This is a genomic window from Citrobacter werkmanii (assembly GCF_008693645.1).
GTDB classification, from domain to species: domain Bacteria; phylum Pseudomonadota; class Gammaproteobacteria; order Enterobacterales; family Enterobacteriaceae; genus Citrobacter; species Citrobacter werkmanii.
In genome coordinates this window covers 3,782,836-3,798,588 of sequence record NZ_CP044101.1, presented here as the reverse complement: position 1 = coordinate 3,798,588, position 15,753 = coordinate 3,782,836, and the positions used below count along the sequence as shown (strand labels likewise).

At 54.6% G+C, this 15,753-nt stretch carries 11 protein-coding genes; 9 read left to right on the top strand and 2 right to left on the bottom strand.

Annotated elements, in window-relative coordinates:
- Positions 1-2: 2 nt before the first annotated feature.
- Genes FOB24_RS18860 through tadA form a run of 3 tightly spaced genes read left to right on the top strand, consistent with a single transcriptional unit; the run spans position 3 to position 2,561 of the window.
- The gene (locus FOB24_RS18860) at positions 3-1,367 is read left to right on the top strand and encodes a PTS transporter subunit EIIC (protein WP_150345319.1); all 1,365 of its coding nucleotides are present in this window, start codon (positions 3-5) and stop codon (positions 1,365-1,367) included.
- 3 nt (positions 1,368-1,370) lie between these two features.
- On the top strand, positions 1,371-2,006 hold the full coding sequence (gene yfhb / locus FOB24_RS18855; protein ID WP_038642689.1) for a phosphatidylglycerophosphatase C: 636 nt from the start codon (positions 1,371-1,373) through the stop codon (positions 2,004-2,006).
- Between the two features lie 57 nt (positions 2,007-2,063).
- Positions 2,064-2,561, top strand: coding sequence for a tRNA adenosine(34) deaminase TadA (gene tadA, locus FOB24_RS18850; protein ID WP_038642688.1), 498 nt, complete (start codon positions 2,064-2,066; stop codon positions 2,559-2,561).
- Between the two features lie 40 nt (positions 2,562-2,601).
- On the opposite strand, the gene mltF is transcribed toward tadA, so the two are convergent.
- Positions 2,602-4,152 (bottom strand): membrane-bound lytic murein transglycosylase MltF, encoded by a 1,551-nt coding sequence (gene mltF, locus FOB24_RS18845; protein ID WP_150345318.1) that lies wholly within the window; start codon positions 4,150-4,152, stop codon positions 2,602-2,604.
- 257 nt (positions 4,153-4,409) lie between these two features.
- Here mltF and purL point away from each other — a divergent pair, with 257 nt between their 5' ends.
- From purL to glnB, 5 genes are all read left to right on the top strand, one after another.
- A complete protein-coding gene (gene purL, locus FOB24_RS18835) occupies positions 4,410-8,297 on the top strand; it encodes a phosphoribosylformylglycinamidine synthase (protein WP_150345317.1) in 3,888 nt (1,295 codons plus the stop codon).
- Between the two features lie 599 nt (positions 8,298-8,896).
- Complete coding sequence (gene qseE, locus FOB24_RS18830; RefSeq protein ID WP_123261017.1) at positions 8,897-10,327, top strand: two component system sensor histidine kinase QseE/GlrK; 1,431 nt, start codon at positions 8,897-8,899, stop codon at positions 10,325-10,327.
- 22 nt (positions 10,328-10,349) lie between these two features.
- Entirely contained in the window at positions 10,350-11,093 is a 744-nt protein-coding gene (gene qseG, locus FOB24_RS18825; RefSeq protein WP_038642680.1) for a two-component system QseEF-associated lipoprotein QseG, read from the top strand.
- Positions 11,093-12,427 (top strand): two-component system response regulator GlrR, encoded by a 1,335-nt coding sequence (glrR, locus tag FOB24_RS18820; RefSeq protein WP_304441077.1) that lies wholly within the window; start codon positions 11,093-11,095, stop codon positions 12,425-12,427. The genes qseG and glrR overlap by 1 nt, the downstream gene beginning before the upstream one ends.
- 60 nt (positions 12,428-12,487) lie before the next feature.
- On the top strand, positions 12,488-12,826 hold the full coding sequence (gene glnB / locus FOB24_RS18815) for a nitrogen regulatory protein P-II (protein ID WP_000717694.1): 339 nt from the start codon (positions 12,488-12,490) through the stop codon (positions 12,824-12,826).
- Between the two features lie 101 nt (positions 12,827-12,927).
- On the opposite strand, the gene hmpA is transcribed toward glnB, so the two are convergent.
- Complete coding sequence (gene hmpA, locus FOB24_RS18810) at positions 12,928-14,118, bottom strand: NO-inducible flavohemoprotein (RefSeq protein ID WP_069324438.1); 1,191 nt, start codon at positions 14,116-14,118, stop codon at positions 12,928-12,930.
- Positions 14,119-14,444: 326 nt separating this feature from the next.
- Between hmpA and glyA the strand changes: the two genes are divergently transcribed.
- Complete coding sequence (gene glyA / locus FOB24_RS18805) at positions 14,445-15,698, top strand: serine hydroxymethyltransferase (RefSeq protein ID WP_032939458.1); 1,254 nt, start codon at positions 14,445-14,447, stop codon at positions 15,696-15,698.
- The last annotated feature ends 55 nt before the right edge of the window (positions 15,699-15,753 follow it).

Genomic DNA, 15,753 nt, shown 5'->3' with positions numbered 1-15,753 from the left:
ATATGGATAAGACGGCGGTGCTGGCCAGCGACATTCTGCTGGGCGTTGGCGGAGAGAAAAATATTCTGCGCCTGGAAAACTGTATGACCCGTGTCAGGGTGGAAGTCCGGGATGAGGCTCAGCTCGATGTATCCCGACTCAAGCAACTGTCCGGCGTCAGCGGCTACGTGAAGCAGGGCGCGCAGCACCAGATCATCGTCGGTCCCGGTAAAGCCGCCAGGGTGGTGGATGCTATGCGCGCCCTGATTGCCGTTGGCGGCGAGCGCACCGATGCGCATGATATCGAGCTCGCGAAGTCAGCGGCTAAAGCGAAATACAAAGCGCCGATGAGCGATGCGCTGCGTAAGCTGGCGAACGTCTTTATCCCTCTTATTCCGGCGTTTATCGCCTCCGGTTTAATTACCGGCATTATTAACATCCTTAAGCGACCGGATATCGTCGGGGATTTTGCGACCCACTATCCGAATTTACTTGGACTGATGGGCATATTTGGCAGCGCCGTGTTTGCCATTATGAATATTCTGGTCGGGGTGAATACCGCTAAAGTCTTTGGCGGTTCTCTGGCGATGGGCGGAGTGATGGCGGGGATCCTCTCCAGTCCGCAACTGGCGCAAATTACCCTGTTTGGCGAAACGCTGCAGCCGGGGCGCGGCGGGGTAATCGCCGTGCTGTTGGTGGTAGCGTTGATGTGCTGGATCGAACGCAAATTCCGCGAACTGCTGCCGGAATCACTGGAACTGATCCTTAACCCACTGCTGACCACCATTATTACCGGGGCTATTGCGATAGTGGCGCTGCAACCGTTGGGCGGTTGGATTTCCGAATCTATCGCTCACGGCGCATCCTGGGCTATCGATCGCGGCGGTTTTCTGGTCGGCGCTATACTGGCGGGAACCTTCCTGCCGCTGGTGCTCACCGGACTTCATCAGGGGTTAGTGCCTATCCACGTCGAACTGGTGCAGGCGCATGGTTATAACGCGCTCTTCCCAATCCTTGCAATGGCGGGTGTTGGGCAAATCGGTGCTGCGATTGCGGTGCTGATGAAAACCCGCAACGCACGACTAAAAAAGGTGATCAAAGGGGCGTTGCCGGTTGGATTGTTGGGGATTGGCGAACCGCTGATTTTTGGTGTTACGCTGCCGTTGGGTAAGCCGTTTATCGGTGCCTGTCTTGGCGGAGCGGTAGGCGGGGCGCTGATAAGCTACTGGAAAGTGGCGACGGTTATCACCTTTGGTATCTCAGGATTACCGCTGGCATTAACGATTGTTGCCGGAAAAGTGATGTTCTATCTGTTAGGCTATCTGGTAGCAGTTATTGCCGGGTTTCTGTTTACCTGGCTATTGGGGTTCAACGATCCAGAGGAATAAAGTTTGACCAATCACCAGCGCCGCGTTGTCTTTTTTGATTTGGATGGCACGTTACATCAGCAGGATATGTTCGGGAGTTTTATACGTTATCTGCTGCGTCGTCAGCCGCTGAACGTGTTGCTTGTGCTGCCTCTGTTACCGGTGATTGCGCTGGCGTTGTTGATAAAAGGACGCGCGGCCCGCTGGCCAATGAGCCTGCTGTTGTGGGGATGCACTTTTGGTCGTAGCGAGGCGCGTCTGAAAGCGCACCAGGCCGATTTTGTACGTTGGTTTCGCGATAACGTGACGGCGTTTCCGCTTGTACAGCAGCGGCTGACCACTTATCTGTTAAGTTCTGACGCCGACATCTGGCTTATCACCGGCTCCCCACAGTCGCTGGTGGAGCAGGTTTACTTTGATACCCCGTGGCTACCGCGCGTCAATCTGATCGCCAGTAAAATGGCGCGAGGATACGGTGGCTGGGTGTTGCCTCTGCGTTGTCTGGGGCATGAGAAAGTGACACAGCTGGAACGCCAGATTGGCGCGCCGCTGCAACTTTATAGTGGTTATAGCGACAGTAAGCAGGACAACCCGCTGCTCTCTTTTTGCCAGCATCGCTGGCGCGTCACACCGCGTGGGGAACTGCAACAACTCGAATAGAGTAAACGATAGCGTCTGTGTATAATGCGCCCGCTTTGATTACTGGAGTTACCCCCTTTGTCTGAAGTTGAATTTAGCCACGAATACTGGATGCGTCATGCTTTAACGCTGGCAAAGCGCGCCTGGGATGAGCGTGAAGTCCCGGTGGGCGCAGTATTAGTGCATAATAACCGCGTCATTGGCGAAGGCTGGAACCGGCCGATTGGTCACCATGATCCCACGGCCCACGCTGAAATTATGGCGCTGCGTCAGGGCGGCCTGGTGCTGCAAAATTACCGTCTGTTGGATGCCACGTTGTACGTCACTCTGGAGCCGTGCGTGATGTGCGCCGGCGCGATGGTGCACAGCCGTATCGGCCGGGTGGTTTTTGGCGCGCGCGATGCGAAAACGGGGGCGGCGGGTTCATTAATTGACGTGCTACATCACCCTGGAATGAATCATCGGGTTGAAGTGACAGAGGGAGTCCTGCGGGATGAATGCGCCACGCTGCTCAGCGATTTCTTTCGTATGCGTCGTCAGGAAATTAAAGCCCTGAAAAAATCCGCCAATGCGTAAATGCCGGTCTGATTGCCTGATGTTTATCAGGCCGATAAGACTACTTTTCCTCTTTCTTTTGCGCTGAAAACAGCAGGGAAGGGGAGTGCGTCAGGTAGTTTGACGACGTCTGAGACAGAAACGCGGAAAGCGGGAATTTCTCTTTACCTAATAACTCCGCGGGCGACACCGCCGGGTAATCCTGCGCCAGTTGCTGCGTTTCCTGCGCCTGCTTTTCTTTTTCTTGCAGATATCCCACCAGGCTTATCTGGTATTTACGGATATTTTCCACATAGGCGTAGGCTTCATGACCACGCGCATAGCCATAGGTCAGCTTGTTGTAATACGGCTTTTGGCTGAGCAGCGGTAGCCGCTGTTTTACATCGGACCAGCTATTCGGATTGCCTTTGGTTTTGACCGTCAGCGCCCGCGCGTCCAGCATATGTGCATAACCCATATTGTAGGCGGCAAGCGCAAACCAGATCCGTTCCCCTTCCGGGACGGTATCCGGCACTTTACTCATCATATCCTGCAAATAACGCGCGCCGCCGCTGATGCTCTGTTCGGCATCGGTACGGTCAGTCAGCCCGAGACTCTGGGCGGTATTTTTGGTCAACATCATCAGTCCGCGTACGCCGGTCGGAGAAGTGGCCTGCGCGTCCCAGTGCGACTCCTGATAAGAGATCGCGGCAAGCAGTCGCCAGTCTATTTCCTGCGCATACTTCTCAAACAGCGGCTTGAGGTCTGGCAACACGCTGTCTACGGCGCGCAAAAAGGTACGGGTGTCGACATAGTCAAAATCATCGCCATGCCCAAGATATTTCTCTTCCAGTCTTGCCAGGGAACCCTCTTCGTTCATGGAATTAAAGAAATCCAACAGGGCAGCGGCCAGCGTATTGTCATCGTCCAGACGACTAAACCAGGTCACCGGCTGTTCGTCGGAGACGTCCAGCGCGACGGCCAGCTCAGGGTGTACGCGTTGGTACAGGCTGATGGCGACGGAATCGGCAATGGTGTAATCCAGCTTACCGGCGATGACATCATCAAGTAGTTCAGTGGTGCCCTTTTTGTCATCCACTCTCCAGCTCAGGTCGGGAAATTTTTTCTCTTTTAGCTGCTGGAGATCGTTAACCACCACATGCCCCGGGGCGATAGTCAGCTGATTTTCATTCACGCTAGCCAGGGTTCGGGGGCGATATTGCCCAACCCGATACACCAGCTGTTGTGACACCGAGTAATAGGTCGGGCCGGGCTGGTAATTTTTCACCCGCTCGCTGTTATACACCAGACCTGCGGCTAACAGATCGGCATCCCCGTTATCCAGGTCGTCAAACAGCTGGCTGATGTTCTGGCGCACGGTGATTTTTAATTTCACGCCTAAATAGTTGGCGAACGCCTGGGCCAGTTCATAATCCAGACCGAATTTTTTGCCGTTGAGGGTCGCATAAGTTAATGGCGAGTCAATGGTACTGACGCGCAGTTCTCCCCGCGACTGAATGGCGGCGATACGATTTTCGGCTTTACCGAACCAGGGAATAGATGGCCAGAGGGCCGCTGCCAACAACAGCGTTAATATGCCGATGAACAGATAATTAATCTTTAATTTTTTCAATTAGTTAATTCTCTGAACCGTACGTTGTCTCTGCCTGCTGTAGTGTTGTTTAAGAAGTGAAGTCGTCATTAATGAGCGGCATTTTGCTTAAACTTGCGTCAGTTGGCAACTTATTCAGAAAACAGACCGCATTTGATGATAAGACGAGGCCGCGATTTTATTTCGACGCAAACGGTTTCGTCGGCGCGGTAGATTCTTTATAATACCGCCCGTTTCCCCCACTTGGGCACACCGAAAGCTTAGAAGACGAGAGACTTATGATGGAAATTCTGCGTGGTTCACCTGCACTGTCTGCATTCCGTATTAACAAACTGCTGGCACGTTTTCAGGCTGCCAACCTCCAGGTCCACAATATTTACGCCGAGTACGTCCATTTTGCCGATCTGAACGCACCATTGAATAAAGATGAGCACGCGCAGCTTGCACGCCTGCTGAAATATGGTCCTGCTCTTCACAGCCACGCTCCTGAGGGCAAATTGCTGCTGGTCACCCCTCGTCCGGGCACCATCTCCCCGTGGTCTTCTAAAGCGACTGATATTGCCCACAATTGCGGCCTACAACAGATTAGCCGTCTGGAACGTGGCGTTGCTTACTATGTAGAAGCTTCTACGCTGACTGCGGAGCAGTGGCAGGAGGTTGCCGACGTACTGCACGACCGCATGATGGAAACGGTTTTCTCTGCGCTAAACGATGCCGAAAAACTCTTTGCGCATCACCAGCCTGCGCCGGTCTCCAGCGTCGATCTGCTGGATGAGGGCCGTCAGGCGCTGATTGACGCCAACGTGCGTCTCGGCCTGGCATTGGCGGAGGATGAAATCGACTATCTGCAGGACGCGTTCAGCAAACTGGGGCGCAACCCGAACGACATCGAACTGTACATGTTCGCGCAGGCCAACTCTGAGCACTGTCGCCACAAGATTTTTAACGCCGACTGGGTTATCGACGGTAAACAGCAGCCGAAGTCGCTGTTTAAGATGATCAAAAATACCTTTGAAACCACCCCGGACCACGTGCTGTCCGCCTATAAAGACAACGCCGCGGTGATGGAAGGTTCTGACGTGGGGCGCTACTTTGCCGACCACAAAACCGGTCGCTACGATTTCCATCAGGAGCCAGCCCATATCCTGATGAAGGTAGAAACTCACAACCACCCGACCGCCATCTCTCCGTGGCCGGGCGCGGCAACCGGATCCGGCGGTGAAATTCGTGATGAAGGCGCAACCGGGCGCGGCGCGAAGCCGAAAGCCGGGCTGGTGGGCTTCTCCGTTTCCAACCTGCGTATTCCGGGCTTTGAACAGCCATGGGAAGAAGACTTTGGTAAGCCGGACCGTATCGTTACCGCGCTGGATATCATGACCGAAGGGCCATTAGGCGGCGCGGCGTTTAATAATGAATTTGGTCGCCCGGCGCTGACCGGCTACTTCCGAACTTACGAAGAGAAGGTTAACAGCCACAACGGTGAAGAGCTGCGCGGCTACCACAAGCCGATCATGCTGGCGGGAGGGATCGGCAACATCCGCGCCGATCACGTGCAGAAAGGCGAGATCGTCGTCGGCGCGAAGCTGATTGTCCTCGGCGGTCCGGCGATGAACATCGGCCTCGGCGGTGGCGCTGCATCCTCTATGGCTTCCGGTCAGTCTGATGCCGATCTCGACTTCGCCTCCGTACAACGCGATAACCCGGAAATGGAACGCCGTTGTCAGGAAGTTATCGACCGCTGCTGGCAGATGGGCGATGCCAACCCGATTCTGTTTATTCACGACGTCGGCGCGGGCGGTCTGTCCAACGCCATGCCGGAACTGGTAAGCGATGGCGGTCGCGGCGGTAAATTCCAGTTGCGCGATATCCTCAGCGACGAGCCGGGTATGAGCCCGCTGGAAATCTGGTGTAACGAATCCCAGGAGCGCTACGTGCTGGCGGTGGCCGCTGACCAGTTGCCGTTGTTTGACGAGCTGTGTAAGCGTGAGCGCGCGCCGTACGCGGTGATTGGCGAAGCCACCGAAGAGCAGCATCTGACCCTGAGCGACAGCCACTTCGACAACCAGCCGATCGATATGCCGCTGGACGTGTTGCTGGGCAAAACGCCGAAGATGACCCGCGACGTGCAGACGCTGAAAGCGAAGGGTGATGCCCTGAATCGTGGCGAAATCTCGATTGCCGATGCGGTGAACCGCGTACTGCATCTGCCGACCGTCGCGGAAAAAACCTTCCTCGTAACCATCGGCGACCGTACCGTTACCGGTATGGTGGCGCGTGACCAGATGGTCGGGCCGTGGCAGATCCCGGTGGCTAACTGTGCGGTGACCACCGCCAGTCTTGATAGCTACTATGGTGAAGCGATGTCTATCGGCGAACGTGCGCCAGTCGCTCTGCTGGACTTCGCAGCTTCTGCCCGTCTGGCGGTAGGTGAAGCGCTGACTAACATTGCGGCAACACAGATTGGCGACATCAAACGCATTAAACTCTCCGCAAACTGGATGGCGGCTGCGGGTCACCCGGGTGAAGATGCCGGGTTATACGAAGCGGTAAAAGCCGTCGGGGAAGAATTATGTCCGGCGCTTGGCCTGACCATTCCGGTGGGTAAAGACTCCATGTCGATGAAGACCCGCTGGCAGGAAGGCAACGAACAGCGCGAAATGACCTCGCCGTTGTCACTGGTGATCACCGCTTTTGCCCGCGTGGAAGACGTGCGCCACACCATTACTCCGCAGCTCTCTACTGAAGATAATGCCCTGCTGTTAATTGACCTTGGTCTGAGCCACAACGCACTCGGCGCGACCGCGCTGGCGCAGGTTTACCGCCAACTGGGCGACAAACCGGCCGACGTACGTGATGTGGCGCAGTTGAAAGGCTTCTACGAGGCCATGCAGGCGCTGGTCGCACAGCGCAAGCTGCTGGCTTACCACGATCGCTCCGACGGCGGCTTGCTGGTGACGCTGGCGGAAATGGCTTTCACCGGGCACTGTGGTATTGAGGCTGATATCAGCACGCTGGGCGACGATCGTCTGGCAGCGCTGTTTAACGAAGAACTGGGCGCGGTGATCCAGGTTTGCGCCGCTGACCGTGACGCGGTGGAAGCCATTCTGGCGGCCAACGGCCTGGCAGACTGCGTACACTACCTCGGCAAAGCCGTGGAAGGCGACCGCTTCACTCTCTCCGCTAACGGACAGCCGGTGTTCAGCGAAAGCCGTACTACCCTGCGTATGTGGTGGGCAGAAACCACCTGGCAGATGCAGCGTCTGCGCGACAACCCGGAGTGCGCCGATCAGGAACACGACGCTAAAACCAACGACGCCGATCCTGGCCTCAACGTTAAACTGACGTTCGATATCAACGAAGATGTTGCTGCCCCGTACATCGCCACCGGCGCACGTCCTAAAGTCGCTGTACTGCGTGAGCAGGGCGTTAACTCCCACGTCGAGATGGCGGCCGCTTTCCATCGTGCGGGCTTCGATGCTATCGACGTGCACATGAGCGATCTGCTGGGCGGACGTATCGGTCTGGGGAATTTCCAGGCGCTGGTAGCCTGTGGCGGCTTCTCTTACGGTGATGTGCTCGGCGCCGGGGAGGGCTGGGCGAAGTCGATTCTGTTCAACAACCGCGTCCGTGATGAGTTTGAAACCTTCTTCCATCGCCCGCAAACGCTGGCGCTGGGCGTGTGTAACGGTTGTCAGATGATGTCTAACCTGCGTGAACTGATCCCGGGAAGCGACCTGTGGCCGCGCTTTGTGCGTAACCACTCCGATCGTTTTGAAGCCCGCTTCAGCCTGGTCGAAGTGACGCAAAGCCCGTCTTTACTGCTCTCCGACATGGTTGGTTCGATGATGCCGATTGCCGTTTCTCACGGTGAAGGCCGTGTGGAAGTGCGTGACGACGCGCATTTGGCTCAGCTTGAGAGCAAAGGCCTGGTGGCGCTGCGCTACGTTGATAACTTCGGTAAGGTGACCGAAACCTACCCGGCGAACCCGAACGGTTCGCCGAACGGTATTACTGCCGTTACCACTGAAAATGGTCGCGTCACCATTATGATGCCGCACCCGGAACGTGTGTTCCGCACCGTGGCTAACTCCTGGCACCCGGAAAACTGGGGCGAAGACAGCCCGTGGATGCGTATTTTCCGCAACGCGCGCAAACAGCTCGGTTAATTAGCCCGATAGCCATTAAGCCCCTCCTGCGAGGGGCTTTTTTTTTGCCTGTCTCTTTGTAGGCCGGATAAGGTGTTTACGCCGCCATCCGGCAATAAACTCAGTGCTTATGCCGCAAAATTAAAGTGTCGGTAAATCCCGACATGGGCGGGGTGATGATGTCGTCAAAAAGAGACATTTAATTATATGATTTATAATGGTTTTGTTTTTAAGTGCTACAGCTGTTGCTGATTGGCGACAGAAAGTGCAAAAAACCGGCAGAACTATTTTTTGCATGAACAACGATATTCTTCATATCTATCATTGTGTTAACAAAGTGTTTTGAATATTGGCACAGATGCTGCATAATATTAACCAGTGGCTCATTCACCTTCTTATGTCAGCCCCTTCGGGAAGCGCTACATAAACTTCGAATGACGCACAACAAGGTGCCTGCCGTCCAACATCTGATATTAGCATGGCTCATATCAACCTCCGGGCGAAACGTCGAGTTAGGCACCGCCTTATTCCACAACAAAGCCGGGTTAATCCCGGCTTTGTTGTATCTGGCGTTCCCCTCAGTTAGCATCAAGCTATTCCTGTCCATTGAGAGTAACGCCTTGAAGCGCTGGTCAGTTTTCCCCCGATCTTTACGTCAATTGGTTATGTTGGCATTCTTGCTGATTCTGCTGCCGTTGTTAGTTCTGGCCTGGCAGGCGTGGCAAAGCCTGAATGCCTTGAGCGCGCAGGCGGCGCTGACCAACCGCACCACGCTGATTGACGCCAGACGCAGTGAGGCGATGACCAACGCCGCGCTGGAGATGGAGCGTAGCTACCGGCAGTATTGTGTGCTTGATGACTCAACGTTGGCAAAGGTCTACCAGAGTCAGCGTAAGCGCTATAGCGACATGCTGGATGCGCATGCGGGCGTGTTGCCGGATACCAAGCTTTATCAGGCGTTACGTCAGGATCTCAACGACCTCGCGCAATTACAGTGCAATAACAGCGGTCCAGATAGCGTAGCGGCAGCCCGGCTGGAAGCGTTTGCGAATGCCAATACCGAGATGGTACAGGCGACGCGCACCGTGGTCTTTTCTCGTGGCCAGCAGCTACAGCAGGAAATTGCCGAACGTGGGCAGTTCTTCGGCTGGCAGGCGCTGGTGCTGTTTCTCGTCAGCCTGGCGATGGTACTGCTGTTCACTCGTATGATTATCGGCCCGGTGAAGGGCATAGAAAGGATGATCAATCGGCTGGGGGAAGGGCGCTCGCTGGGCGACAGCGTATTATTTACCGGGCCGCGTGAGCTGAGGTCTGTCGGTCAGCGCATTATCTGGTTGAGCGAACGTCTTTCCTGGCTTGAGTCGCAACGGCATCAGTTTTTACGTCATCTTTCCCATGAGCTGAAAACGCCGCTGGCGAGCATGCGCGAAGGGACGGAGTTGCTGGCCGATCAGGTCGTTGGACCGCTTACGCCGGAGCAAAAAGAGGTGGTCGGTATTCTGGATGACAGCAGCCGTAACCTGCAAAAGCTGATTGAGCAGCTTCTTGATTACAACCGCAAACTGGCGGATGACGAGGTTGAGCTTGAGAGTGTGGACATCGCGCCGCTGGTTGAAAGCGTTGTTTCTGCACATAGCCTGCCTGCTCGCGGCAAAATGATACATACTGAGGTAGCGCTTGAGGCGAACACCTGCCTGGCGGAACCGATGCTGTTGATGAGCGTGCTGGACAATCTTTATTCCAATGCGGTGCACTATGGCGCTGAATCCGGTAACATTTGGATTCGCAGCAGTTTGCATGGCTCAACGGTATACATCGATATAACGAATACAGGCACACCGATTCCAGAAGCAGAACAGACCATGATCTTCGAGCCTTTTTTCCAGGGTAGCCATCAGCGAAAAGGGGCGGTAAAAGGAAGCGGGTTGGGGCTGAGCATTGCCAGAGATTGCATCCGCCGTATGCGAGGCAAACTGTATCTGGTTGATGACCATGCGCAAAGCGTTTGTTTTCGCATAGAATTGCCCCTATCTGCTGCAAAAAATCACTAAAATAAACCTAAGTCTGGTGAGTATGCCACACGTTGTTTTCCGAATGCTTAAACGACATTTTTTCCGTCGAGTCTTGCTTATGAGCCTGCCGTGTCTGGCGCTGGCCGGGTGCGTGCCGAACGCGGTGAATCATGTTACTGGCGACCCCTCTCAGGAGAAAATTCCGCCTTACCAACTGGCGGACTATCTTGCAACCGAGTGTACGGATATCTGGTCCCTGACGAGCCAGCCTACAGAGACAAACCCACTGTACTGGCTGCGGGCTATGGATTGCGCCAATCGCCTGATGCCGGTACAGGCGCGCAGTGAAGCCAGTATGATGATGCCAGATACCTGGCAGGGGGCTTTCAGACGCGGGATTCTGCTTGATAACGCTAACATTACGCCACCTGAAAGGCGGGAGGCTGTTACGCGCCTCGAGGCATTAAGTCCGCAAATTCCGCCGCAAGTCAGACCGCTGTATCAGGTCTGGCTCAGCAGCCAAACGCTACAACTGCAGCTTGCCGAAGAGCGTATGCGCTACAGTAAACTCCAGCAAACATCGGACAGCGATCTGGACACGCTGCGTCAACAGCAGCAGCATTTGCAGTCCCAGCTCGATCTCACAACCCGTAAGCTGGAGAATCTGACCGATATAGAACGTCAGCTTTCCACGCGCAAACCTGCCGGCAGCTACAATCCTGACGCGCCGCACGGGAATGATAAACTCACCACGCCTGATAACGAGGATGGCACTGCGCCATCTGCCGATGAGGTCACACCATGATAAGCCGTAAGCCCGCACATCTGCTGCTGGTGGATGACGATCCGGGCCTGTTGAAATTGCTCGGTATGCGACTGACCAGCGAAGGTTACAGCGTCGTAACCGCCGAAAGTGGGCAGGAAGGGTTACGGGTGCTGAACCGCGAAAAAGTGGATCTGGTTATCAGCGATCTGCGTATGGATGAAATGGACGGCATGCAGCTGTTTACTGAAATCCAGAAAGTACAACCTGGAATGCCGGTTATCATCCTCACTGCTCACGGTTCCATCCCTGACGCCGTTGCCGCGACGCAGCAAGGGGTATTCAGTTTTCTCACCAAGCCGGTTGATAAAGACGCGTTATACCACGCGATTGATGGCGCATTGGAACAGTCTGCGCCAGCCACTGATGACAGCTGGCGTGAGTCTATCGTCACCCGCAGCCCGCTGATGCTGCGTCTGTTAGAACAGGCGCGGATGGTAGCGCAATCGGATGTGAGCGTATTGATTAACGGTCAAAGCGGAACCGGGAAAGAGGTGTTTGCCCAGGCGATTCATAACGCCAGCCCGCGCAGCCACAAGCCATTCATTGCTATTAACTGCGGCGCGTTACCGGAACAGCTGCTGGAATCCGAACTGTTTGGTCATGCGCGCGGCGCCTTTACCGGTGCGGTAAGCAATCGCGAGGGCCTGTTTCAGGCGGCGGAAGGCGGGACGCTGTTCCTTGATGAGATTGGCGATATGCCCGCGCCGTTACAGGTCAAATTGTTGCGCGTTTTACAGGAACGCAAGGTCAGGCCGCTGGGCAGTAACCGCGATATAGACATTGATGTGCGCATTATATCGGCTACCCACCGCGACCTGCCTAAAGCGATGGCGCGGGGCGAGTTCCGTGAAGATTTGTACTATCGCCTCAACGTGGTTAGTCTGAAGATCCCAGCGCTTGCCGAGCGTACGGAAGATATTCCGCTGCTGGCAAACCACCTGCTGCGACAGTCTGCTGAACGGCACAAACCCTTCGTGCGTGCCTTCTCGACCGATGCCATGAAGCGTTTGATGACCGCCAGTTGGCCGGGCAACGTACGCCAGTTGGTCAACGTGATTGAGCAGTGCGTGGCCTTGACCTCTTCGCCGGTTATCAGCGATGCGCTGGTGGAGCAGGCCCTGGAAGGGGAGAACACCGCGCTGCCGACTTTTGTTGAAGCGCGCAATCAGTTTGAACTTAACTACCTGCGCAAACTATTGCAAATCACAAAAGGCAATGTGACCCACGCGGCGCGAATGGCGGGGCGCAATCGCACCGAGTTCTACAAGTTGCTTTCTCGCCATGAGCTGGATGCAAACGATTTCAAAGAATAAATCTGCGGATTATGTTAGCTTTATTCGATCAAAAGACAGGCGACCTTTTCAAGGAATAGCATGAAAAAGATTGATGCGATTATTAAACCTTTCAAGCTGGACGACGTCCGTGAAGCGCTGGCTGAAGTCGGCATTACCGGTATGACTGTGACAGAAGTGAAAGGGTTTGGCCGTCAGAAAGGCCATACCGAGTTATACCGTGGTGCGGAATACATGGTGGATTTTCTGCCGAAGGTAAAAATTGAAATTGTGGTTCCCGACGACATCGTCGATACCTGCGTTGACACCATTATTCGTACCGCACAGACCGGTAAAATCGGTGACGGTAAGATTTTTGTTTTCGACGTGGCGCGCGTTATTCGTATTCGTACCGGTGAAGAAGACGACGCGGCAATCTAAGCCGCGCCGTTAATTTGTAGGCCTGATAAGCGTAGCGCATCAGGCAGAGTGATTGCCGGATGTCGGCGTAAACGCCTTATCCGGCCTACTCGCGTAATACATTACAATACTTTATGCGGGCCGAAGCATTCGTAATGAATGTTCTCGTTTTTCACGCCCAGACCGACCAGTTGCTTCGCGGCGAACTGCATAAAGCCGACCGGGCCGCACAGATAAAACTGCATCGCCGGATCGCTGATTGCCCCTTCCAGTTTGTTCAGATCCATCAGACCAATGCTATCAAACGCACCTTTCGCGCGATCGGCTTCGTTTGGCTCACGATACCAGGTATGTGCGCTAAAGCGTGGCAGCGTTTTGCCGAGTTCTTTTACTTCATCGGCGAAAGCATGTACATCGCCATTTTCCGCCGCGTGGAACCAGTTAACCTGCGCCGTATGATGAGCTTTCGCCAGCGTATCCAGCATCGCCAGCATCGGCGTTTGGCCCACGCCTGCGGAAATCAGCGACACCGGCGTATCGGTCGCGACGTCCATAAAGAAATCCCCTGCTGGCGCGGCCAGGTGAACTACATCACCGACATTGGCGTGGTTATGTAGCCAGGTTGAAACCTGACCACCGTCCTCGCGCTTCACGGCAATACGGTAGCCTTTGCCATCTGGCTTACGGGTCAGCGAATACTGACGGATTTCCTGATGCGGGAAACCTTCCGGCTTCAGCCAGACGCCCAGGTATTGACCCGGATGGTATTCCGCCACTGCACCGCCATCGACGGGTTCAAACTCAAAGCTGGTAATCGCGCGGCTTTGCGGCGTTTTCGCCACGATACGGAAAGGACGCGTACCTTCCCAACCGCCGGTTTTGCTGGCGTTTTCGCTGTAGATTTGCGCTTCACGGTTAATAAACACGCCCGCCAGCACGCCGTATGCTTTGCCCCACGCATCCAGCACTTCCTGGCCCGGGCTGAACATTTCGTCCAGCGTGGCCAGCAGGTGACTTCCTACGATGTTGTACTGCTCTGGTTTAATCTGGAAGCTGGTATGTTTCTGGGCGATTTTCTCAACGGCTGGCAACAGCGCTGGCAGGTTGTCGATGTTGCTGGCATACGCGGCAATGGCGTTAAACAGCGCTTCACGTTGGTCGCCATTGCGCTGGTTACTCATGTTGAAAATTTCTTTCAGCTCTGGGTTATGCGTAAACATGCGATCGTAGAAATGGGCGGTCAGCTTCGGACCTGTTTCAACCAGCAGGGGAATGGTGGCTTTCACTGTAGCGATGGTTTGTGCGTCAAGCATACGGTCTTCCTTTATCTGAAACTTTAATGATGTATGTCAAATGCATCTTATAAAAAATACCCCTGCATTGTAAATGGTTCTTTGTAACTTTGCGTTGTAAAGGTTACATCGTGAAAAATCTGCATCACAAACCTGAAAAGAAATCCGTTGAAATTCAGCAGACCTTTGTTCTCCAAAGCCTTGTGTGCCGTGAAGGTAATCGTTTGCGTAAAATCCTTTGTCAAGACCTGTTATCGAAGAATGATTCGGTTATACTGTTGGCCGAAGTCCTGGAAGACTGCCTTTTCAGGCCAAAATTTACTTGTTAGCTGAGTCAGGAGATGCGGATGTTAAAGCGTGAAATGAACATTGCCGATTATGATGCCGAACTGTGGCAGGCTATGGAGCAGGAAAAAGTACGTCAGGAAGAGCACATCGAACTGATCGCCTCCGAAAACTATACCAGCCCGCGTGTAATGCAGGCGCAGGGTTCTCAGCTGACCAACAAATACGCTGAAGGTTATCCGGGCAAGCGCTACTACGGCGGTTGCGAGTACGTTGATATCGTTGAGCAACTGGCTATCGATCGCGCTAAAGAGCTGTTTGGCGCTGACTACGCTAACGTACAGCCGCACTCTGGCTCTCAGGCTAACTTCGCTGTCTACACCGCGCTGCTGCAGCCGGGCGATACCGTGCTGGGTATGAACCTGGCGCAGGGCGGCCACCTGACTCACGGCTCCCCGGTTAACTTCTCCGGCAAACTGTACAACATCATTCCTTACGGCATTGATGAGTCCGGTAAAATTGACTACGAAGACATGGCTAAGCAGGCCAAAGAGCACAAACCGAAAATGATTATCGGTGGCTTCTCTGCCTACTCCGGCGTGGTTGACTGGGCAAAAATGCGTGAAATCGCCGACAGCATCGGCGCATACCTGTTCGTCGACATGGCGCACGTTGCCGGTCTGATTGCCGCCGGCGTTTACCCGAACCCGGTTCCGCACGCTCACGTTGTGACCACCACCACCCACAAAACCCTGGCGGGTCCGCGCGGCGGCCTGATCCTGGCGAAAGGCGGTGATGAAGAGCTGTACAAAAAACTGAACTCCGCCGTGTTCCCAAGCGCGCAGGGCGGCCCGCTGATGCACGTGATTGCGGCGAAAGCCGTGGCGCTGAAAGAAGCGATGGAGCCAGAGTTCAAAGTTTACCAGCAGCAGGTTGCGAAAAACGCCAAAGCGATGGTGGAAGTGTTCCTGAACCGCGGCTACAAAGTGGTTTCCGGTGGGACTGAAAACCACCTGTTCCTGCTGGATCTGGTTGATAAAAACCTGACCGGTAAAGAAGCTGACGCTGCACTGGGTCGTGCTAACATCACCGTGAACAAAAACAGCGTACCGAACGATCCGAAGAGCCCGTTTGTGACTTCCGGTATCCGTATCGGTTCTCCGGCTGTCACTCGCCGTGGCTTTAAAGAAGCGGAAGTGAAAGAGCTGGCTGGCTGGATGTGTGATGTTCTGGACAATATCAATGATGAAGCGGTAATTGAGCGCATCAAAGGTAAAGTGCTGGATATCTGCGCACGCTTCCCGGTTTACGCGTAAGTCATATTGATTGCTGGACCTTATCCGGCCTACAGGTGAGTTACCTGTAGGCCGG